This is a genomic window from Roseimicrobium gellanilyticum, from assembly GCF_003315205.1.
Taxonomy (GTDB): Bacteria; Verrucomicrobiota; Verrucomicrobiia; order Verrucomicrobiales; family Verrucomicrobiaceae; genus Roseimicrobium; species Roseimicrobium gellanilyticum.
In genome coordinates this window covers 1,057,944-1,078,357 of the sequence record NZ_QNRR01000001.1, presented here as the reverse complement: position 1 = coordinate 1,078,357, position 20,414 = coordinate 1,057,944, and the positions used below count along the sequence as shown (strand labels likewise).

At 60.3% G+C, this 20,414-nt stretch carries 18 protein-coding genes; 10 read left to right on the top strand and 8 right to left on the bottom strand.

Annotation, left to right across the window (positions count from 1 at the left end; genetic code table 11):
* Positions 1-8 precede the first annotated feature (8 nt).
* The 4 genes from DES53_RS04445 to ispF all read left to right on the top strand — a co-directional run bounded on the left by DES53_RS04445 (position 9) and on the right by ispF (position 2,563).
* Entirely contained in the window at positions 9-554 is a 546-nt protein-coding gene (locus tag DES53_RS04445; RefSeq protein ID WP_113956968.1) for a flavoprotein, read from the top strand.
* Positions 555-636: 82 nt separating this feature from the next.
* Positions 637-1,293 (top strand): phosphopantothenoylcysteine decarboxylase domain-containing protein, encoded by a 657-nt coding sequence (locus DES53_RS04440; protein WP_113956967.1) that lies wholly within the window; start codon positions 637-639, stop codon positions 1,291-1,293.
* The gene (locus DES53_RS04435; RefSeq protein ID WP_113956966.1) at positions 1,290-2,042 is read left to right on the top strand and encodes an inositol monophosphatase family protein; all 753 of its coding nucleotides are present in this window, start codon (positions 1,290-1,292) and stop codon (positions 2,040-2,042) included. The genes DES53_RS04440 and DES53_RS04435 overlap by 4 nt, the downstream gene beginning before the upstream one ends.
* 32 nt (positions 2,043-2,074) lie before the next feature.
* Complete coding sequence (gene ispF, locus DES53_RS04430; protein WP_113956965.1) at positions 2,075-2,563, top strand: 2-C-methyl-D-erythritol 2,4-cyclodiphosphate synthase; 489 nt, start codon at positions 2,075-2,077, stop codon at positions 2,561-2,563.
* 17 nt (positions 2,564-2,580) lie between these two features.
* On the opposite strand, the gene DES53_RS04425 is transcribed toward ispF, so the two are convergent.
* Entirely contained in the window at positions 2,581-3,588 is a 1,008-nt protein-coding gene (locus tag DES53_RS04425) for a tudor domain-containing protein (RefSeq protein ID WP_113956964.1), read from the bottom strand.
* Positions 3,589-3,823: 235 nt separating this feature from the next.
* Here DES53_RS04425 and DES53_RS04420 point away from each other — a divergent pair, with 235 nt between their 5' ends.
* The 4 genes from DES53_RS04420 (at position 3,824) to surE (ending at position 10,334) form a co-directional block, all read left to right on the top strand.
* Positions 3,824-7,570: a DUF1553 domain-containing protein gene (locus DES53_RS04420; RefSeq protein ID WP_245958087.1), complete on the top strand. Its 3,747-nt coding sequence runs from the start codon at positions 3,824-3,826 to the stop codon at positions 7,568-7,570.
* 53 nt (positions 7,571-7,623) lie between these two features.
* Entirely contained in the window at positions 7,624-8,898 is a 1,275-nt protein-coding gene (locus DES53_RS04415) for a DUF1501 domain-containing protein (RefSeq protein WP_113956962.1), read from the top strand.
* Positions 8,899-8,972: 74 nt separating this feature from the next.
* The gene (locus DES53_RS04410) at positions 8,973-9,605 is read left to right on the top strand and encodes an LON peptidase substrate-binding domain-containing protein (protein ID WP_113956961.1); all 633 of its coding nucleotides are present in this window, start codon (positions 8,973-8,975) and stop codon (positions 9,603-9,605) included.
* A 12-nt stretch (positions 9,606-9,617) separates the two neighbouring features.
* On the top strand, positions 9,618-10,334 hold the full coding sequence (gene surE / locus DES53_RS04405) for a 5'/3'-nucleotidase SurE (RefSeq protein ID WP_113956960.1): 717 nt from the start codon (positions 9,618-9,620) through the stop codon (positions 10,332-10,334).
* An 18-nt stretch (positions 10,335-10,352) separates the two neighbouring features.
* On the opposite strand, the gene hisH is transcribed toward surE, so the two are convergent.
* The 3 genes from hisH to DES53_RS04390 form a co-directional block, all read right to left on the bottom strand.
* A complete protein-coding gene (gene hisH, locus DES53_RS04400; protein ID WP_113956959.1) occupies positions 10,353-10,973 on the bottom strand; it encodes an imidazole glycerol phosphate synthase subunit HisH in 621 nt (206 codons plus the stop codon).
* Positions 10,974-11,099: 126 nt separating this feature from the next.
* Complete coding sequence (gene hisB / locus DES53_RS04395; RefSeq protein WP_113956958.1) at positions 11,100-11,696, bottom strand: imidazoleglycerol-phosphate dehydratase HisB; 597 nt, start codon at positions 11,694-11,696, stop codon at positions 11,100-11,102.
* Between the two features lie 108 nt (positions 11,697-11,804).
* A complete protein-coding gene (locus tag DES53_RS04390) occupies positions 11,805-13,280 on the bottom strand; it encodes a PTPDL family protein (protein WP_113956957.1) in 1,476 nt (491 codons plus the stop codon).
* Between the two features lie 146 nt (positions 13,281-13,426).
* Between DES53_RS04390 and DES53_RS04385 the strand changes: the two genes are divergently transcribed.
* Positions 13,427-14,233: a ParA family protein gene (locus tag DES53_RS04385; protein ID WP_170156845.1), complete on the top strand. Its 807-nt coding sequence runs from the start codon at positions 13,427-13,429 to the stop codon at positions 14,231-14,233.
* Positions 14,214-15,116: a hypothetical protein gene (locus DES53_RS04380; RefSeq protein WP_113956955.1), complete on the top strand. Its 903-nt coding sequence runs from the start codon at positions 14,214-14,216 to the stop codon at positions 15,114-15,116. Before DES53_RS04385 ends, DES53_RS04380 begins: the two co-directional genes overlap by 20 nt.
* A gap of 72 nt (positions 15,117-15,188) precedes the next feature.
* Here the strand turns inward: DES53_RS04380 and murG are convergent, their stop codons facing one another.
* The 4 genes from murG to murD form a co-directional block, all read right to left on the bottom strand.
* Positions 15,189-16,433, bottom strand: a complete 1,245-nt coding sequence (gene murG / locus DES53_RS04375) for an undecaprenyldiphospho-muramoylpentapeptide beta-N-acetylglucosaminyltransferase (RefSeq protein WP_113956954.1) — start codon at positions 16,431-16,433, stop codon at positions 15,189-15,191.
* Positions 16,434-16,694: 261 nt separating this feature from the next.
* Positions 16,695-17,867, bottom strand: a complete 1,173-nt coding sequence (locus DES53_RS04370; RefSeq protein ID WP_113956953.1) for an FtsW/RodA/SpoVE family cell cycle protein — start codon at positions 17,865-17,867, stop codon at positions 16,695-16,697.
* 81 nt (positions 17,868-17,948) lie between these two features.
* Complete coding sequence (locus DES53_RS04365) at positions 17,949-19,034, bottom strand: LysM peptidoglycan-binding domain-containing protein (protein WP_113956952.1); 1,086 nt, start codon at positions 19,032-19,034, stop codon at positions 17,949-17,951.
* On the bottom strand, positions 19,031-20,407 hold the full coding sequence (murD, locus tag DES53_RS04360) for a UDP-N-acetylmuramoyl-L-alanine--D-glutamate ligase (RefSeq protein ID WP_113956951.1): 1,377 nt from the start codon (positions 20,405-20,407) through the stop codon (positions 19,031-19,033). Before murD ends, DES53_RS04365 begins: the two co-directional genes overlap by 4 nt.
* Between the last annotated feature and the right edge of the window lie 7 nt (positions 20,408-20,414).

Sequence of the window (20,414 nt, the reverse complement as noted above, 5' to 3'; positions counted from 1 at the left end):
CACACCAGATGAAACACATCCTCCTCGGCGTCGCCGGCTCCATCGCCGCGTACAAGGCAGCGGACCTCGCCAGCCAGCTTGTAAAGCAGGGCTGCAAGGTCACCTGCGTGATGACGAAGGACGCGCAGCAGTTCATCACTCCCCTCACCCTGCAAGTGCTCTCGAAGCAACCCGTGGTGACGGACCTTTTTGATGAAAAGGAAAGCTGGCGGCCCACGCACATCGGGCTCGCGGACAGCGCGGATCTGCTGCTGATCGCGCCAGCTTCGGCGAATGTCATGGCAGCGATGGCTCATGGCCTTGCGAACGATGCGCTCACGACGATTGCCCTGGCCACGCGCGCACCCGTGCTTGTTGCGCCTGCGATGAATGGCAAGATGTGGTCGCACCCCGCCACGCAGAAGAATGTGGAGACACTGAAATCCTGGGGCCATCACTTCATCGGTCCCGATGATGGTATGCTCGCCTGCGGTTATGAAGGCAGTGGCCGTCTCTGGCCCGTCGAGGGCGTGGTGGCGAGGGCGATGGAGGTGTTGGAAGGAAGGGCGGCGTAAGCCGCTAACGTAGCTCGCGAGTCCCTTCGCGAGTCAGTGACAGAATGCACTCGCGAAGGGACTCGCGAGCTACGTTTTCAGCATGCGCATCCTCATCACCGCAGGACCCACCCGGGAAGCACTCGACCCCGTACGGTTCCTTTCCAATCGCTCCTCTGGCAAGATGGGCTATGCGCTCGCAGAGGCCGCAAAGGAGGAGGGCTACGAGGTTACCTTGGTGAGTGGTCCTGTGACGCCTATCTCGCCAGAGGGAGTGAACCTCGTGAAGGTGGAATCCGCGCAGCAGATGTGGGAGGCCGTGCAGTCCCTCTGCAAATCTGCCGCACCAGACATCGCCATCCATGCCGCTGCTGTGGCCGACTACCGTCCCAAGATCGTGCAAAGCCAGAAGATCAAAAAGCGTGACGAAGCCCTCACCCTGGAGCTGGAGCGCACGCCGGATGTGCTCGGCTCCATGCGCACAGTGTTTGGTTATCAGGGCTTTCTGGTCGGCTTTGCCGCGGAGACGGAGCACCTCGTGGAGAACGCCATGACCAAGCTCCAGCGCAAGAGCTGCGACCTCGTGATTGCCAACGATGTCAGCCGGGCAGACACAGGGTTTGACAGCGAGGAAAACGAAGTCATTCTCTGCTTCCCTTCCGGGAATACCGAACCGCTTCCCAAGCAATCCAAACGTTCGCTGGCCCGCGAAATCATCCGGAGGGTCGCGACGCTGGCAGCGGAGAAAGAGCATCCATGAGTTCCCTGTTAAGTGTCGCCATCGAAGCCGCGCAAGCCGCCGGCGAACTCCAACGCGAGCACTTTGGCTCGGACCTCTCGGTCAATGAAATGCTGCAGTACGACATCAAGCTCGAGCTCGATGTGCGCAGCCAACAGATCATCACCGACATCATTCTGAAGCACTTCCCCGATCACGCCGTACTGGGTGAGGAAGGCAGCGATGGCAACCTACAGAGCACCACCGAGTGGATTGTGGATCCCATCGATGGCACGGTGAATTTCTTCTACGGCATCCCGCACTTCTGCGTCTCCATCGGCGTGAAGGAGAAGGGTGAGCTCGTGGCGGGCGTCATTTACGACCCCATCCAGAAGGAAACCTGGGCCGTGGAAAAGGGCAAAACGCCCACACTCAATGGCAAGCCCATCCGCACCAGCTCACGCGCACACCTTTCGGATGCCGTGGTAACCGTCGGCTTCTCCAAGAGCCGCGAAGCCCTGGAAGCCAGCTTCGACCGCTACAAGCGCATCTCCGTGGAAGTGCGCAAGACCCGCATGCTCGGCAGCGCCGCTTTGGCCCTGGCCTACATTGCCTGCGGACGTCTCGATGCCTACATCGAAGAACAGCTCAGCGAGTGGGACATCGCCGCTGGCAAGCTGTTGCTGCTGGAAGCGGGAGGTGAGTTCCTCGAACAGCCCAGCCGCACGCATGAGGGCAAGCTCTTCATCTGCGCCACAAACGGCAAGATCGATCTCACGGAATATCTGTGAGATGAATCGGTAGTTTTCACTCCTTGTCATTCATGACCCGCGTAGGCATCGGTTACGACGTTCATCAATATGCAGAAGGCCGCGCCTTCATCCTCGGTGGTGTGGAGATTCCACACGCCAAAGGCTTGAAGGGCCACTCGGATGCGGATGTGCTCAGCCATGCCATCGCGGATGCTGTTCTCGGTGCCCTGGGTGAACCGGACATCGGTTATTGGTTTCCGCCATCCGATGCCAGCATTGAGGGCATCAGCAGCCTGAAGATTCTGGAGAAAGTCGCGGAGATCGCCCGGAGCAAAGGCGCCAGCATCGAGAACGTGGACAGCACCGTGATTGCTGAGGCTCCCAAGGTGAAGCCTCACGCGGCGGCGATGAAGGAACGCATCGGCGCGGCGCTCGGCATCTCACCGGATCGGGTAGGCATCAAGGCCACCACAAATGAGCGGCTTGGCTTCGTAGGACGCGAGGAAGGCGTGGCCGCCATGGCGGTGGCCTGCATCTCCCTCGCGCCAGCGGCAGAGTAGCGCGCTCTGGTTGGCTTCTACCGTCCCGGAGTCGCGCCTGGGAGCAACCGCACCTGCTGCTGAGGGAAGGGAAGGATTTTGTCCTTCGCCACGAACAAGGGCTCATCACCATCATCCCACCTGATGAGGCACGAGTCGCCACGCACTTCAGCGATGACACCCGGATACTTGTGACCATCTTTCCAGGAGGCCAGGACATGATCACCCACGTTCAATGATGCTGACGGAGTATTTGGCAGCGCGCGAATGTGCTCCTGAAGGACAAAGAGAGGCTCGTCGCCATCATCCCATTTGATGAGGCACTGGCTGCCGCGAACCTCGGTCACGACGCCGGGATAGTAGCGGGAGTCCCTCCACTGTGCGGCCACATGCTCGCCCACGTTGAAGGTAGTTGCGGTAGTTACACGCGCCCCTTCTAGAGATGAGATTCCCTCTTTAGCTACCCACAGCGGAGTATCTCCATCATCCCAGCGAATTAGAAAGTGATTACCTTCGACCTGGGAGATGACACCTGGAAACTTGTGCCCGTTTTTCCACACGGCCATAACGTGATCACCCACCTTGAAAGTCTGGTCACTGACAGTGGGAATCATCGTCACTGCCGTCGTCGCCACGACCGCCTTGTCCGCATGGAAGATCTTGTCCTTCGCCACCAGCAGGGGTGCATCGCCGTCGTCCCATTTCACCATGCAGGACTTCGCATGCACCTTGGTCACGACTCCCGGATACATGGAGATGCCCTTCCATGCTGCCATCACACGCTCCCCCACAGCGAAAGCAGTGTCTTCACGAAGAGCGACCACCCTTGAAGAATCCACGGCCAGCCGGTCGCCATCTTCAAAGAGAATGTTGAAGCGTTCGCCTTCGATCTCCGTCACTGTGCCGAGAAAGTAGCCGCCATTGCTCCACATCGCGGCCACCCGATTCCCGACGCCAATCTGGCTTCCGGGCCCCGCCAGCAATTGGCTGGCGAACGTCACTGAAACTGCCATCAAGGTCGCTCCTAGCACCCGGATCGTTTTCATGAAATCGAGGGTAAAGGGCTCGATAAAAAGTGTCAAGCCAGCCTCGGAACCTCCTGGCTGGCAGATTTCTTTCGAATGTTCCCCGCAGATGCAAAAACGGCCAAACAAACTATCTCGCTAAACCATTCATTTTGTGCGGCATGTAAATCAATCCCCCAAATGGGGGAGCCAAAATTCCCCTCTTTGCGGTGTTGGAATAACGGGCCGGATCTCGTTATCATCGACCTACCTCACCATGAAGCATTTCCGGTTACTCCCCTTCGCACTCGCCATGGCTGCTGCACCGCTGCTCGCGCAGAATGATGCAGGCAACAACGATGCTGCGAACGATGCGCAGAATGATTCGAAGGAGAATCCAAAAGCGGCGGACTACAAGCCCATCGTAAAATGGAGCTTCGATGCGAAGGAGGCCGGCAAGTGGAAGGGCAAGGAGCAGCTTGAGGATGGTCCTTTGCCGCCCACTTTTCCCGCGTTTCAACCTGGCAACAAGGCGGCATACTTTGGTGGTACGAACACAGCCATCGTGGTGAAGGAGTCGGATCTGCCTGACACCAATGTGCGATTCGGCATGGATGACTCCATCACACTCGAGGCCTGGGTGAATGTGGAAGAGATCCGCAACGGCGCATACAGCTACCTCATCGGCAAAGGGCGCAACAAGAACAAGGATTTCACGCCAGAGAACCAGAACTACGCCCTGCGTTTGAAGGGTGAGGGCGGTGAGGCGCGGCCTACGTTTTTGTTCCGCAGTCTTCCGGACAAGCCCGATGCCAAGGAAGGGTACCATCGTTGGGTGGCCACCGAAGGCCTCACACCCGGCAGCGGCTGGCACCACATCGCCGTGACCTACACCTTCGGCAAGGGCTCCAGCATTCGCAGCTTTGTCGATGGCAAGGAAGTGAAGGGCACCTGGGATCTGGATGGCAAGACGGATCGCGCGCCTGTGCAGGATGGTGACGACATCATGATCGGCACCGGCTATGGCGGTGGCGAAGGCAATACGCTGCGTGGCTGGCTCGATGAAGTCGCCATCTATCGCAAAGCAGTGCCGGAGACATTGCTCGCCCAGCGTTTCCAATTCATTCCTCCGCCTCCAGTCGTGAATCCTGACACTCTGCCGAAGGGTTTGGTGCGGGTGGAGATTTGTGAAAGTGGCGTGCCTGCGAAAAACGCCTGGCCAACCATTCCTCCCAAGGCTGATGAGTCCTACAACGTCGGGGCCTTTGGCATCAGCGACATTCCACAGAAGTATGTGGATACCGGTGTACGCGGTGACCGCGCCAATCCGCTCGTGCTGCGCGCCGCTGCGAAGGTGACCCTGCCTGCGGGCAAGCACCGCCTGCTCCTCCGCGGACGCAGTGCCTCACAGCTGTACGTCGATGGCAAGCTGATCATGAAGCTCGCCTTTGCGAAGCCTGATAGCGGTGGTCACGGTTATGTCGCCGAGCAGGCCACGTATCTCGACCTTGGTCCTGACTTCCGCTTTGCACCTCCGGGAACGCAGGAAGCTGTGGTCGAGTTCGAATCCAAGGGCGGCGAACACGTGGTGATGCTCGAGCAGATGGTGGGTGGTGTGCTTGGCGCGAAGAACCGCCGTCGTCCGGAAACAGGTGAAATGGTCGTGGCGTGGTCCAAGCAGGGTACGGAATCATGGGAGTTGCTCACCCCTGGCAAGGAGCCCATCGCCTACAATGACCAGTCCTGGGCTGCATACGAAGCGAAGCAGAGCATGAAGCTCTCCGCCATGGATGCGGAAGCCCGCGCCGCTCTCCGTGGCGAGCAGGCCGCCTATTGGACGAAGCGTCGTGAAGCTGCCACGAAGTGGCTGGCAGAAACTCCTGAAGTGAAAGTACCCGCCGCTGCCGAGGGCTATCCTGCACTGAATGCGATCGACAACTTCCTCGCACAGAAGATTGCCCGCGTAGCAGCGCAGAACACAGCAGCACAAAGCGGCACCGTAGACTACTACCGTGACATCCAACCCATTTTGGAAACCAAGTGCTACGATTGCCATCAAGGCACCAAGACGAAGGGCGATCTCCGTCTGGACGATTTCGCGGCAGCCTTGCGCGGGGGTGAGTCCGATGGCGCCGGCATCACACCGAAGCATCCTGAGAAGAGCTCCATCATCGCTCGCGTGTCCACGGATGATGAAGAGCTCATCATGCCGCCCAAGGGCAAGCCGCTGACAAAGGAACAGATCGACCTCCTCTCCCGCTGGATCAAAGAAGGCGCGACCTGGCCCGAGCTGAAGGTCGCTCATGTGAACCTCACTCCGCTCACGGATGACCTCACGTTCCTGCGTCGTGTGACGCTGGACACCGTGGGTGTTGCCCCCTCGCTGGCCGAGATCGAAGCCTTCGTGAAGGACACAAGCAAGGACAAGCGCGCCAAGGCCATCGACCGCCTTCTCGCCGATCCTCGCTGGGCAGACAACTGGGTCGGTTACTGGCAAGATGTGCTTGCGGAGAATCCGAACATTCTCAATCCCACGCTGAACAACACCGGTCCCTTCCGCTGGTGGATCTATGAATCGATGCTGGATGACAAGCCCATGGATCTCTTCGTCACCGAGCTGGTGCGCCTGCGTGGCAGCGTGCGTTTCGGTGGGCCAGCGGGATTTGGCGTGGCTTCCCAGAATGACGTGCCGATGGCAGCCAAGGGCACCATCGTCACCACCGCATTCCTTGGGGTGGAAACCAAGTGCGCCCGATGCCATGACTCCCCTGCCCACGAGAGCACCCAGCAGGATCTCTTTGAAATCGCCGCCATGATGGCCAGGGAGCCACTCAACGTGCCCGCCACGAGCAGTGTCCCCATGGACAAGCTGCATGCGGGTGGTCGCAAGCCGTTGATCCAGGTCACCCTGCAGCCCGGCACCAAGGTGCAACCGAAGTGGCCGTTCCCGGAGTTCTGCCCGGAAGACGTGGCGGACAAGCTGGCACAGGATGTGAAGGACGATCGCGATCGGCTTGCGTCACTCATCACCGCACCGCAGAATGAGCGCTTTGCCCAGGTCATCGTGAATCGCGTGTGGGCCCGCCTCATGGGTCGCGGCATCGTGGAGCCCGTGGCAGACTGGGAAAAGGGCAAGGCCACGCATCCCGAGCTTCTGCAGTACCTGGGTCGTGAGTTTGTGCGGTCCGGCTACAGCTTGAAGAAGCTCACCTCGCTGGTCATGAATTCGCACGCGTATCAACGCGCCACCGATTCCACACTGAAGGCACCAAGCCCCCTCTTCACCTCACCTGCCCCACGCCGGTTGAATGCGGAGCAGATCGTCGATGCTCTCTTCGCAGCGACTGGCAAGCCCTTCCGCACGGAGGAAGTGAGCCTCGACATTGATGGCCGTCGCGATTTGAACAACTCCATCAGCCTCGGCCAGCCGCGCCGCTCCTGGATGCTCGCATCGACGTCCAACGAGCGTGACCGTCCCAGCCTGAGCCTTCCACGCATCCAGGCCATGTGCGACGTGCTCACTGCCTTCGGCTGGCGTGGTGCGCGCCAAGACCCGAGCAGTGTGCGTGAAACAGATCCCAATGCGCTGCAACCTGCCATCATCTCGAATGGTACTGTGGGCGTCTGGCTTACCCGTCTGAGCGATGACCACGGCGTGACCCAGCTCGCTTTACGGGACATGCCGGTGGAAAAACTGGTGGACACGCTCTTCCTCAAGCTCCTCACCCGCAATCCCACCGCGGAAGAACGCGAGCGCTACACATCTTATCTCTCGGAGGGCTATGCCACTCGCGTGAAGACCGGTGCTCCTGCAAAGGTTGCGGAAATCAGCCGCAAACCCGCGAAGTATGTCTCCTGGTCCAACCACCTCGACCCTGAAGCCACCACGGTGCGCATGCAGGAAGAGGTCGATGCCCGCAAGGGTGATACTCCCACCGAGAAGCTCGATGCCACCTGGCGAGGCAAACTCGAAGACGTGCTCTGGGCCATGCTGAACGCTCCTGAGTGGGTCTACGCTCCCTGAAGAATCCTCCTTTTCCTACGTCATTTCATCTTCACCTCTTCCGTTCCACTGTCATGAATCGCCGCAACTTCCTCCGCTCCACCGCCGCGCTGGCCGCTGCTCCGCTCTTTGGTCATGCGTCCAGCACGAACGCACTGAACATTCCCAAGGGGAAAGCCGAACACTGCATCTTCATCTGGCTCGGGGGTGGCATGGCGCAGATTGATACCTTCGACCCCAAAGCGCTCGGAGATCCCCAGGCGAATCCGAAGAAGGCGGGCAGCGCCTATCCGGCCATCGATACTTCCGTGCCGGGCGTGCAGGTGTGCGAGCACCTCCCCCGCACAGCAAAGCTCATGGAGCATGTCACGGCGATGCGCACGGTGAATCACAAGGTGGTGGATGAGCACGCCTTCGCGACGAACATCGTGCACACCGGCCGCATGATCAGCGGCAATGTGACCTACCCCTCCATTGGTTCCATCGTGGCGCATGAGCGTGGTGCGGCGGATCCGTCAGTGCCGGCGTACATGCTCATCGGCTATCCCAATGTGAGCCGCGGCCCGGGATTCCTCGGCACGAAGCATGGCTACATCTATCTCACGGACACCCAACAAGGACCTGCGGGCTTCACCCGCCCGGAGTTTGTAACGCAGCAGCGCATGGATGCACGGCAGAAGCTTCTCCAGCCCCTGCAGCACCGCATCCCGGATGACTCGCTGATGGCCGACTACGAGACCGCCCAGCGTGAAGCCCTGCGTCTCGCCGGCCCTGATTTCATGCGTAACTTCAAGCTGGACGAAGAGCCCGCAGAACTGCGCAATGCCTACGGCGGTGAGTTCGGCCAGCGCTGCCTCCTTTCACGCCGCCTCGTACAGGCAGGGGTGCGTTTCATTGAAGTCTCACACAACCTGAACTTCATGAACGGCACCGGCTGGGACACGCACAATGAGGGCCAGGCGGCGCAGCATCTTCTCATCAAGGAGCTTGATGCCGCGTTCTCCGCACTCATCACCGACTTGCGCGACAAAAAGCTGCTCGACAAAACCTTGATTGCAATCGGCACGGAATTCGGTCGTCCGGCGCAATTCGATGGTCGCGGCGGCCGCGGCCACCAGGGCACCTGCTTCAGCATGGTGCTTGCGGGTGGCGGGCTGAAGCACTGCGGCGCCTATGGCGTCACGGATGAACTCTCCAAGCAGGTCCTTGAGAACCCGGTGAGCCTGCCGGACTTCCATGCGACGATTCATGCTGCCTTGGGGGTTGACCCGACCAAGGAATTGATGGATGGCTCACGTCCGGTGCCCATCACGGATGGCGGCACGCCGGTGCGCGCGTTGTTTTCATGAGATTAATCTCTCAACCCAGACGCTGTTCCGGCGCGTAATCCACGGGTAACCGCACGGTGTTGATTCACCTGCCCATGGATTCCAGCTCGAAAACCTTTGATCCCAATCCCCCAGAAGACCGCACCCTGCCAGACAGGCTGCCGGTCATGGTGCTGACGGACTGCCATCTCTTCCCTGGCTGCCTGCTTCCTCTTTATATCTTTGAGGAACGCTACCGCCAGATGTTGAGTCATGTTCTGGATACCAATCGCATGTTCTGCGTGGGATCACGGGAGAGCACATCCGAGTCGGCACCCGTGCAGCCCTACACCACCGCGGGGCTCGTTCGTGCCTGTGTGAAGCAGTCGGACGGCACGTCCCAGCTTTTGCTCCTGGGCCTGCGCCGCATCAAGCTCACAGGTTGGGTTCAGGAGAAGCCCTTCAAGATTGCCACCATCGAGCCCGTAGCAACGATCGCGGACGACCTGAATCGTGCCCGTGAACTGAAACAGCAGGTGCTGGAGCTCTTTGCCAATGCGTGTATTGAGGAGGCCAAGCAACTGCGTGCCGCCCTGGAAGGGACGGAGGATCCGGAGCTCGTTTGTGATGTGCTGAGCTACCACTTCACCCGCTGTCCGAAGCTTCAGCAAAAGCTCCTCGCCGAAGTTTCCCTCATCAGGCGCTACGAAATGCTGCTGCAGGCGCTGCAAAAGAAGAAGTGCAGTTGAGCGCAGCCGCAAATGCACTTCCTCATCACGAACGACGACGGCGTCCACGCCCCCGGCATCGCAGCCATGGCGGATGCGGTATCCCTCATTCCTGGCGCCACCTTCACCATTGTAGCGCCTTCCAGCGAGCGCTCCCAGTGTGGCCACAGCCTCACCACACACCATTTGCTGACCACAGTGCAGGAATCCGACAACCGCTACCACACCAGCGGCACACCGGCTGACTGTGTGCGCATCGGGCTTTTCGCCCTGGGCATCAGGCCCGACTTCGTGCTCTCTGGAGTGAATGCCGGGGGAAATATGGGCCAGGATATCCCGATCTCCGGCACCCTGGCCGGGGCTCGCGAGGCTGCGTACCACGGCGTTCCCGCCATCGCTGTCTCCCACTATCTCATCTCGGGCATCGCCCTCGACTGGCCCCGTGTGGCCCGCTGGACAGCACAGCTTCTGGGAGAACTCATCACGCAGCCATTGGCGGATGGAGAGCTCTGGAACGTAAATCTCCCGCACCTGCCACCCGGGGAACGGGAACTGCCTGAGCGCATCACCACCACGCCCTGCCGCCTCCCGCTCAATGTAGCCTATGAGGAGGTGATGGTAGATGATACATCTCCGGGGCACCGCAGACTCAAGTATACCGCGCGCTACGCAGACCGCCCGGTGCAGCCGGGCTCGGACGTGGAAGCATGCTTCGGCGGGAGGATTTCTGTCTCGCGCCTGAAGCTGTAGGCTTTGCGGGTGCCGGTGCTACCGGCCCAAATACTCCAGTGCATTCTTCAGCAGCGTGAGCCCCGCCTTCTGGCTCTTCTCCGGGTGAAACTGCACAGCCAGCAGGTTCTTCGCCGCGATGCCACTGACGAATTCTCCGCTGTAGTCGGTCGTACAAGCCGCCAGTGAGGCATCCTTCGGCTGCGGGAAATAGGAGTGCACGAAATAGAAGGTCTCATCATCTCCCATGCCCTTCCACGCGGGATGAGCGGCGTCCGTAAAACGCGCCTTGTTCCACCCCATATGCGGAATCTTCAGGCCTGGTTGCGCTGGGAAGCGGACGACGGAACCTTCGAACTTGGCCAGGCCCTCCACCCCCGGATTCTCCTCCCCGTTCTGGAAGAGAAGCTGGTACCCGAGGCAGATGCCGAAGTACGGGCGCTCCTCGGCCAGCCATTTCTTCAGCGGGTCCCACAACCCCGTCTCCTGAAGCTGGCGCACGCAGTCGCCAAACGCTCCCTGGCCCGGAAAGACGAGCATGTCCAACGCATCAAAATGCTCCGGCGCGGAGACGAAGGTGGCAGGCTGTTCTACCGCAAGGAAGGCATTGCGCACGCTGCGCAAGTTTCCGGCGCCATAATCGAGGATTCCGAGATTCAAGGGAGGAAAGAGTAAGCAGTAATCAGTGGTCGGTATTCATTACGAACGGCCGGACCACGGGGACCAAGCCGTTCGCTGTAGGCGCCTCGGGAACATTTGAAATTTGAAATCTCAAATTTCAAATCCCTAGAGCACATCCTTCGTACTCGGCACGCCGGTGACGCGGGGATCCACCTTGGTGGCATGGTCGAGCGACCGGGCGAGTCCTTTGAAGATGGCCTCGGCCATGTGGTGCGCATCTTTGCCGTACTGGATCTCCACGTGGACATTCGCGAGGATGGCGTTGGCAAAGCCGCGCACGAACTCCTCCACCAGTTGGAAATGGAACCCAATGCCGATGGTATCCACCCGCTCGGGAGCGCGGAAGACGGTGAAAGCACGGCCGCTCAGGTCCACAGCCACCTGAGCCAGGGTTTCATCCATGGGCAGAAGCATGTGGCCGTACCGGGTGATGCCCGTCTTGGCACCGAGAGCCTCACGAAAGGCATTCCCCAGCACAATGCCGGTGTCCTCCACCGTGTGGTGGAAGTCCACCTCCGTGTCCCCCTTGGCATGAATCTTCAAATCGAAAAGCCCATGCTTCGCGAAGAGGGTGAGCATGTGATCAAAGAAGCCGATGCCGGTTTTGATTTCCGACACACCGGTCCCGTCGACATTCAGTTCCAGCCGGATGTCGGTTTCTGCGGTTTTTCGATGTTGTTTGGACGTGCGGGGAGCGCTCATGAGAGGTTGGACCCGCAATTACCGCCAAAGGGAAGGGCGCGTCAACCACGCTCGCAAGCGGGTGACGCGCCCTGGATAGACTGGGAGACCCAGACCGCCGGCCCTAAATCAGGCGTCGGCCTTCTTCTTCTTTCCGAATACCATGGCCAGAATCAGGATGAGCAGCAGGCCACCGCCAATGAAGGGGATGTAGTCATTGAGCTGGGCAAGGAGGCCGGGCTCAGGCTCAGGGGTGGACGTAGAGCTGGACTTCTCCGAGGAAGAGGTCTTGGCCTTGGTGGTCTTTTTCTCGTCCTTCTTGTCGTCTGCAGCATCCTTGTCATCGGACTCCTTCTTGCTGCTCTTGGAGCTGCTCTTGCCGGAAGCTTTTTCCTGCTTCTCCTTTTCACGCTGCTTCATGGCTTCCTCGATGGGATTGGCTGAGGGAGCCTCTTCGTCGGCACCCGTCGCCGCTGCCACCGGCATCGCTCCGGCACCCTTCTGCTGGGTCCTCATCCGATCCTTCAGGGCACGGACTTCTTTCTCCACTCGCGCCATTTCAGTCCTGTTGATCAGGGTCGCTCTCGCCGCACGCAGTTTGTCCAGCTCAGCATCGGCCTCAGCCGGCTTTTCGTCCGCCACATAACGGAGCGCAGAACCCAGAGTCTCATTTTCCTTCCGGAGGGCGATCAGGTCGAGCGCCTTGAGACCCGCCGCTTCCTTCATCGCGGTGTCCTGGGCGCTCTGGATCGACTTCAGATCGAATTTGTAGACATCGCGCCACTTCACCTTCTGTTTGATTTGGGCGTCGAGGACAGTCTTGAATGCACGGGCCTCCTGCTCGATGGAATTTCTCGTCAGCTGCAGATCGCCGCCGGTGAGCGTCTTCATGCCATCATCACGCTGCTTTTGAATCACCGGATATTCCGCGGCCATGGCAGCAAGCTGCTTCTGGTAGCCGGCAAGGATTTCCAAAGCCTCAGGAATGGAATCCACATATTGGGCGGAAGCTCCGTACTGGGTGCGCAGCGTATCAAAATGCCGCAACGCCTCACGGAAACGTTTCTCGTCCGTGCCTGCTGTGGCTGCCTTCATGGCAACACGCGTGCGGTAGGCTTCGATGTTGTAGGCTTCCCGCTTGGCGGTTGCAGGATCCAGCCACTTGCCTTCCATCTTCACCTCGCCGGCAACCACCTTCCCTTTTTCTTCGGAAAGGGTGGAGATCATCTTCTCCACTTCGCCGGCTTCCTTGGTACCGGGATACTTCGCCACGAAGGTACGCAGCTTGTCCTGGATGATGCGCTCGTAGTCGCCCCCGGTCATCAGGTCCTGCGTGGGCAGCACTTCGCTCATCTTCTCCTCAACGAAGGCGAGCTCTGAGGGGGACAGCTTGACCATGTCCTGGATGTCGGACTTCTTGATCGTCTTCTTGTCCTTGATCTTGGGAGTCAGGTTGTACTCCAAGACCACTTCGGTATCCGTGTCGCTGAGGATTTTCCCCTCAAACTTCTCTCCGGTTTTGAGAGTGACAGAGTCCGCGTGGGCAATGCCGACGGCCAAAAGCAGGCTCGCAAACAGGGGGGTGAACTTGAACTTCAGTTTCATGTAGTGGCGCTTGGTCTCGTGATTTTTGGGGGAAAGTCCCTCGATCCTATTAAACTGCCCCCCTTGAGTAAAGACTTTTGCCGATAGGCCTCATCTGGAGCGAACATTTCGCTGCAAAACTGGGGATCTTCGCTAACCTCCCCGGCGTGATAGCTCTCGCCACTGCAAGTCAGAAAGGAGGCGTCGGAAAGACGACCGTCTGCATCAATCTCGGCCACGCGCTTGCCCGGCGTGGATGGAATACTCTCCTCATCGATACGGATCCCCAAGGGGGCATCGGCCTCTCCTTGAGCAGGAATACGCGCAAGAAGCGCGGCTTTTATGATTTCCTGATGGCGGGGGGCAATGTGCGTCCGTACATCCTCCCCACGCGCCTCCCGGAATTCAGCATCCTGCCCTGTGGAGTTCCGGACGCCTTCCTGAAAGCGGGCCGGGTGGATGATGCCCCGCAGAAAATCCAGGACCTGCTGCGGCAGTGCGACATCCTCGGGTATGACGTGGTGCTGATGGACACCGCGGCAGGCCTGACCGGCATCACGGAAGTGGCCGTGCGCACCGCAGACTGGGTGCTCATTCCCCAGCAAGCGGAGCCACTGGCGGTGCGCAGCGTCCCCCTGCTGCTGGAAACGTTGGCACGCTTCCGCTCTGAGGGATCCCAGGTACGGGTGGCCGGCATCCTGCTCACCATGCTCCTCGCCAGTCACGAGGCCAGCCTGAAAGTGGCCCGCGAACTCCGCGAGATGCTCCCTGCCTCCTTCCTCTTCAATCAGGCGATCCCGCGTGATCCCCTCTTCCTTGAAGCGAGCGCGCACGGCCTGCCGCTCGGTCTGCTTCGGAAGAATCCGCCAGCTACCGCCCTCCTGTTTGATCAACTCGCTGCCGATATCGAGGAGCGCACTGGACTCAACACTCGCAAAGATCAGCTTCAAAGCCATGCAAGTCTCCTGGATTGAACCCGACGAAGTCCGGGCACTGGCCGCCCTGCTGCATGGCACCACTTCAACCGGCACGGGCGGTGGCTGGGACGTGCAGACTCTGCCCGATGCCTCCCAAGGCCCGCAGCAACCCCTCCTGCCCCAAGCTCCCGAGCCGGTGGGCAGCCAGGCCGCACCCGCCCAAGCCCCGGCAGCCGCCCAGCCTCAGGCCCCCAGCGCTGACGTGGTGCTCATCCGGGAAAAACTGCGCGTCATTCGGGACAGGGCAAAGCAGGCAGGATTGATTCAGGATGAACCGCCTGTGGTGCAGACATCCCCTCCCGCTACTGCGCCGCTGGATGCCCCCATGGCTCCACCGGCACCCTCGCCGCTCAGCCAGCTCCCGCCCCTCGCCAGCCTGCGTCCGGAGCCGACGGCTCCAGCGGTGCAAGCCCCTGATGTGGACCCGAGCCCTGCTCCTCCTGAGCCAATCGTTTCCGCGCCCGCTCCAGCCGCCTCGCGATCTTCCGGTGCTCCCGCTTTCCTACCCCTGGAGGGGCCTATCACCGAGCGCCTGGAAAATTTCGCGCGGTGGGCCAGCCGATTCTCCGGTGCCACAGAAGTGCTCCTGGCTGACGACCACGGTGACATGCTCTGGGGTGTGCCCAGCCATTCGTCGCTCATCGTTTCCGCCATACTCGCCGTGCAACAGGCGCTCCGTGCCAGTGCCGGCAGCCTGCAACAACCACCGAACGTGCTGTGGGTCCCTGACACGGAAGCGGGGGATGTGCAAGTGCTCCCCTGCTCCACCCGCTTTGGGCTGGTGACCATCATCCTCGTCAGCGCGCCCGAGCTGGAAGGGACCTCGGTGGCAGCGCTGCGGGAGGCCCTGGTGCTTTCCGTCGAGGCCGGGGGAAGCTAACGAACCTTCGCCCGCCTGGCCCCGTCTCGTCTTCGGCTCACCAGCCTGGAGAGGACACGCCCGGCCTCACAACTACGCCTCCAGCGCATCCGCGATTGCCACTGCGGCCTTGGGATGCGCCATCCCACGAGCGGCGGCTTCCATCTTGTCGTGATGCTCCTTGTCCTGAATGAGCCTGCGCACTTGCTCTGTCAGCTCTTCCGGTGAGAGATCCGTTTCCTTGATCATCATCCCCGCACCTGCCTTGTCAAAGATGGCAGCGTTTTTCGTCTGGTGATCGTCGGCAGCGTAGGGATACGGGACAAGAATGCTGGGCACGCCGAAGGTAGCGAGCTCCGCGAGTGTGGAGGCGCCACTGCGGGCGAGTGCGACATCCGCCACACGATATGCGAGATCCATGCGATGGCAGAAAGCAGCGACGTGCGAGCGAAGGCGAATCTCCTTGGGAGCATATGCATCCCGCATCTCCTGATAGTCTCCCGGGCCCGTGATGTGCAGGATCTGCACACCGATGGCATCGAGCTGATCGAGTGAGTGCGCCACGGCGTTATTCACACCACGCGCCCCCTGGCTGCCACCGATGACCAGCAATGTAGGCAGCTCCCTGTTCAGATTGAAGAAGGCATACGGATCTTCCGAGGTTTCCGTGGCTGCCCACAGCAGCGCGCTACGCACGGGTGTGCCCACGGTGCGCTTCGCCTTCTTCTCAGGGAAGAACTGGCCGCACTCCTCGAAACCCAGGAGGATCTCGTCGCAGAACCTGGCAGTGAGTTTGTTGGCCTTTCCGGGAACGGCGTTGGAGTCGTGGATGAAAGTCTTCACCTTGCATTGCTTTCCGGCGAGGACCGGCGCGAAAGAGGTGAATCCGCCCATCCCCAGTACGGCGGAGGTCTGGTGCTTGCGGATGAGATCCTTGCACCGCTTGAGTCCGCTCCACACCCCCATGACAAAGCCCGCCATCTTCGGTGACCATGGTTTGGGCATGGCGAGGAAGGGCATCTTCTCGAAGGTCAGCGTGCTGTGATTACTGGCGGCCAGCGCATCGATCTTCTTCTCACTGATCAGCAAGGTCACATCGTGCCCCCGTCCCTGGAGAATTTCCGCCACGGCAATGCCGGGGAACAAATGTCCGCCCGTGCCGCCGCACGCGATGAGGTAATGCCTTTTCCCAGGGGGCTTCGAGAGGGCGGCTTCACCCTGCTGCTTCTGCCTTTGCTCCACCGGCTTCCCGTGGGAGGCTGCCTGGTTGCTTTTCTGCTGCTTCTGGTGCTGGGAGTGCTGGCGTTGTTGCTTGTTCTTTTTGCGCGGATTCTTCATCGAGCAGAAAGGGTTGGCCCTGCACTGGACGTGGCTCCGGGGGCGGAATGGAGCCGGCAGGTGGGCGATTGCGAAAGGGGTGGATGGCAGGCGCTGGAATCAACGATCTGATATCGCTGCACGTCAGCTTTCCTTGCGACAGAAATACCGAGGCCCCCTTCGTTTTTTCGAAGAACTAGCAGAACATGGGATGCCCCGGCCTCGTGTGATGAGCGCGTGCAACCGGAACCCGTCTCGGCGAGTGGGCTGCGGCTGTCGAATCTAGAGCGCTCCATGCGTGGCGGGTCTCATACCGCCCCGCCGCGTATCCAGCAAGTCCTTCCTTGCACCCGATCCGAACGACTTCCTGTGGATGGCCACAAGGATGCCCACACTGATCATCGCGAAGAGAAGATTCGTACCCCCATAGCTGACGAAGGGAAGTGGCAATCCCTTATTGGGCAGCAGGGCCGTGGTGACGCCCATGTTGATCAACGCCTCAAGAGCAAGCGTGACCGTGATGCCCAGAGCCACCAGCCGCATGAAACGAGTCGGAGCATGGTGGGCAATGACCATGCCCGCGATGAGCACACTGACAAACAAGCCGACAATCAACATGGTACCGTAAAACCCGTGCTCCTCACCCACATTTGGGAAGATGAAGTCCGTCTCTGATTCCGGAAGGAATCCACGCTTCAGGCGTCCGTCGCCAGCGCCCACGCCTTCATAGGAGCCGCTGCCAAGCGCCATGAGCGCGCGCCACTGCTGCAGACCGATCTCGTCCTTGTACTTCTCCAGATCGAGGAAGGCCATGATACGCGCCACGCGGTTCGGCGTGAGGCGGATGGCGAGCCCAAGGGCGCTGCCTGCGGCCACCACGACTGTGGTAAGGTAGTACCACCGCGTCCCGGCGACATACATCAATGAAACACCCACGGCAGTGACGAGCGCCGCCGTGCCCAAGTCCACTTCACCCGCGATCAAAAGCACCGTGACAATCAGCAAACAGCCGGGCTTCAGGAAGCCTCCCACAAACTCGCGCGTGAGTGGTTCATACCGTGCGAACCAACCCGCGAGCACAATGATGATGGCGAGTTTCGCCACTTCGGAAGGCTGGAAGCTGGGCCTGTCCAATCCAAACGAGTGCAAGCTCACCCAGCGGCGGGCGCCATTGATCTCCTTGGCGAAGAAGGGCACGTAGCACATGAGCAGCCCCACCAGCGCCACACCAAAGATCCACCAGCGGTACTCATACAGCTTCTCGGGATTTACGAAGGCGACCACCGTTGCCGCCACCAGGGCCAACCCGAGCCACGTGGCCTGGTTGTTCATCGTGGCGTAGGTTTGCTTCTCCCCTTCCTCAAGGTAGTAGCCCGTGCTGGCCAGCATCACGATGCCGAACGCCGAGAGCAGGGCCACGGAGAAGAGCAGGATGTAGAGACTGGCGCGATGCATGGAAAGTTCTCAGGAAGCAGTGGAAGTTTTCAGCAGGACCGTTCCCAGTCTGAAAACTGGGAACGCGAGACTGAACACTTCTTACTGCTTCGGCGGCACCTTCAGCACCGTGCCGATCTTCAGCTTGCTTGCGTCCTTGATGCCGTTGTAGCGCATGATTTGATCTGGAGTGACTCCATACTTCCTCGCGATGGCATACGGCGTCTCGCCAGACTTCACGGTGTGAGTCGCGGCATTGGAAGGCTTGGCGGCGGCAGGTTTTGCGGCAGCGGGTTTCGCTTCCGCAGGCTTGGCAACAGCAGGCTTGGCTTCTGCCGGCTTCGCGGCGGCAGGTTTCGCCACGGCAGGCTCTGGTGCGGGAGTCTTTTTGGTTTCCGCCACCTTCGCCACCGGCTTGGGCTCAGCCGGCTTGGCGGGTGCAGGCTTCGCTTCCGGGAGTGAATCCTCGACATTCTTTTTCACCGGCTTCGGCTCTTCAGGAAGTTTGTCTTCCACTTTCATGGGACGATGCTGCGCCACGGCCTCCACCTTCTCCGGAGGAGAATCCTGAATCGCCATCTTCGCCGTTGAGCCAGCCTTGGACTCGGTCTTTTGCGGCTCCACGGCACGGAATGTTTCCATCACGCCGGGTTTGGTAGTGTGCTGTACGGCCACCACGACTTCCTGCGGAGGAGGTCCGGGTTGAGGCACCTGCGGAGGAGCCACTTCTTTGGCCTTCGGAGGCGCACGATCCGGCACCAGCAGCTTCTTGCCCACGGCGATCGAATTGCCCCGATCCAGGCCGTTGAGCAAAACAATCTCATCCTGCGAAGCGCCGGTCTTGTCCGCGATGGTCTTGAGCGAGTCGCCCGTGGCCACGGTGTATTCCGTGGTCTTTCCCTGAACCGAAGGGATGGGCGAGGACTGTGTGTCTCCAGCTTTCTTCGACGGTGCCGTACCATCTACAAAGGCCGGCTTCGGACGCTCCGCGACAAGATTGTAGAGCACCACGGCTCCGATGAAGAACGCGTGCAGCAGCAGCAGGAAGATGAAGATGCGGCTGGCGTTTCCGGTTTTCTTTTCGTCTTCGAGCATGTCGGCATCAGTCGCGTCCGTGGCGACGTAGTGCCGCCAGAACTTGTCCGAGTTGAAGTCCTCTGGGTTCTTGGGAGTCGTCTTGGGTTTCATGACTGCGTCTCCTTCGTGTTGGTTGGTTGCTGGGTGCTGGAAAGGTTGAGCACGGCATCGCGGAAGACATTTCCCCGCTCCGCGTAGCCGCTGAACATGTCGAACGATGAAGTGCCCGGGCTGAACACAATGCTCTGCCCTGGGCGTGCCATTTCGGTGGCGGCGATGACGGCGTCCTGAACGGTGGCGACCCGTTTGCAGGGCACCAGATCGGAAAACTGCGCCGCAAGCTTGTCTCCAATCTCGCCCAAGGTCACCAATGCGGTGACCTTCTCCTGGAGGAGCGGACGGAACGGAGTGTAATCCAATCCCTTCTCTTTGCCACCAACAATTAACACTACCGGATCATCTTGTGACTTTAAGCAAGTTTCCAGCGCATGAAGGTTCGTGGCCTTGGAGTCATTGATGTAGCGGTGCCCGTCAATCTCCGCGACAAACTCGCAGCGATGCCTCGCGGGTTCGTAGCCTGCGAGCGCCGGCACGAGTTCTTCAAACTTCAATCCCATGGCCCAACCGGCGCCAAGCGCTGCCATCTGGTTTTCAATGTTGTGCCGCTCGCGCAAGGGCAGATCTGAGACGCGGGCGATCCGCTGGCCACGGAACAGAACGCTGTCATTCAGAAGCTGGAAGTCCGCGTCCACACCCGGCTCCGTGGTGAAGGTGATCACCTTGGATTTCAGTTCACCGAGTGGCTCGCCTGCTCGGATCACCGCGAAGTCATCCTCCGTCATGTAGTCGAAGATGCGCTTCTTCGCCGCAAAGTAGGCCTCATTGTCCGGATAACGGTCGAGATGGTCCGGCGCAAAATTCAGCCAGAGCGCCACGGTGGGACGGAAGCTGGTGATGGTCTCCACCTGGAAGGAACTCACCTCCACCGTGAGCACATCGTATTCGGCCTCCGCAACCGCCACCTCGCTAAGCGCATGGCCATAGTTGCCACACGCAATGGTGCGACGACCGCACACATTGAACATACGCTCGACGATCTCCGTGGTGGTGGTCTTGCCGTTCGTGCCGGTGATGCCCACCACAGGGATGCGGCTGAGTGCGCGCCACGCGTATTCCATTTCCCCGATCAGAGGCACCCCCGCATCGGTGAATGCCTTCGGCAAGGGCCAACTGGCATCGAGACCGGGACTGGTGACCACCAGATCAAACTTCGTGGCCGCGCATTCACTCTTCGCGCCATCGAGCCCCAGCACCACCCGGAAGCCCTCACGCTCCAAATCGTCCACCGCCTTCTTCAGCTTCACCGGATCGCCTTCATCAAACACCACCGGCACCGCTCCCTGCTTGCGGGCAAGGCGCGCCGATCCGAGGCCGCTGCGTCCGGCACCGAGAATGGCGATGTGCTGCTGTGGAGTTGAAGCCATGTGACAG

What these genes read in the sequence shown, in the direction of transcription:
- DES53_RS04445 (WP_113956968.1), top strand. Translation starts at nt 9, where the DNA reads ATGAAACACATCCTCCTCGGCGTCGCCGGCTCCATCGCCGCGTACAAG.
- DES53_RS04440 (WP_113956967.1), top strand. Translation starts at nt 637, where the DNA reads ATGCGCATCCTCATCACCGCAGGACCCACCCGGGAAGCACTCGACCCC.
- DES53_RS04435 (WP_113956966.1), top strand. Translation starts at nt 1,290, where the DNA reads ATGAGTTCCCTGTTAAGTGTCGCCATCGAAGCCGCGCAAGCCGCCGGC.
- ispF (WP_113956965.1), top strand. Translation starts at nt 2,075, where the DNA reads ATGACCCGCGTAGGCATCGGTTACGACGTTCATCAATATGCAGAAGGC.
- DES53_RS04425 (WP_113956964.1), bottom strand. Translation starts at nt 3,588, where the DNA reads ATGAAAACGATCCGGGTGCTAGGAGCGACCTTGATGGCAGTTTCAGTG.
- DES53_RS04420 (WP_245958087.1), top strand. Translation starts at nt 3,824, where the DNA reads ATGAAGCATTTCCGGTTACTCCCCTTCGCACTCGCCATGGCTGCTGCA.
- DES53_RS04415 (WP_113956962.1), top strand. Translation starts at nt 7,624, where the DNA reads ATGAATCGCCGCAACTTCCTCCGCTCCACCGCCGCGCTGGCCGCTGCT.
- DES53_RS04410 (WP_113956961.1), top strand. Translation starts at nt 8,973, where the DNA reads ATGGATTCCAGCTCGAAAACCTTTGATCCCAATCCCCCAGAAGACCGC.
- surE (WP_113956960.1), top strand. Translation starts at nt 9,618, where the DNA reads ATGCACTTCCTCATCACGAACGACGACGGCGTCCACGCCCCCGGCATC.
- hisB (WP_113956958.1), bottom strand. Translation starts at nt 11,696, where the DNA reads ATGAGCGCTCCCCGCACGTCCAAACAACATCGAAAAACCGCAGAAACC.
- DES53_RS04390 (WP_113956957.1), bottom strand. Translation starts at nt 13,280, where the DNA reads ATGAAACTGAAGTTCAAGTTCACCCCCCTGTTTGCGAGCCTGCTTTTG.
- DES53_RS04380 (WP_113956955.1), top strand. Translation starts at nt 14,214, where the DNA reads ATGCAAGTCTCCTGGATTGAACCCGACGAAGTCCGGGCACTGGCCGCC.
- murG (WP_113956954.1), bottom strand. Translation starts at nt 16,433, where the DNA reads ATGAAGAATCCGCGCAAAAAGAACAAGCAACAACGCCAGCACTCCCAG.
- DES53_RS04370 (WP_113956953.1), bottom strand. Translation starts at nt 17,867, where the DNA reads ATGCATCGCGCCAGTCTCTACATCCTGCTCTTCTCCGTGGCCCTGCTC.
- DES53_RS04365 (WP_113956952.1), bottom strand. Translation starts at nt 19,034, where the DNA reads ATGAAACCCAAGACGACTCCCAAGAACCCAGAGGACTTCAACTCGGAC.
- murD (WP_113956951.1), bottom strand. Translation starts at nt 20,407, where the DNA reads ATGGCTTCAACTCCACAGCAGCACATCGCCATTCTCGGTGCCGGACGC.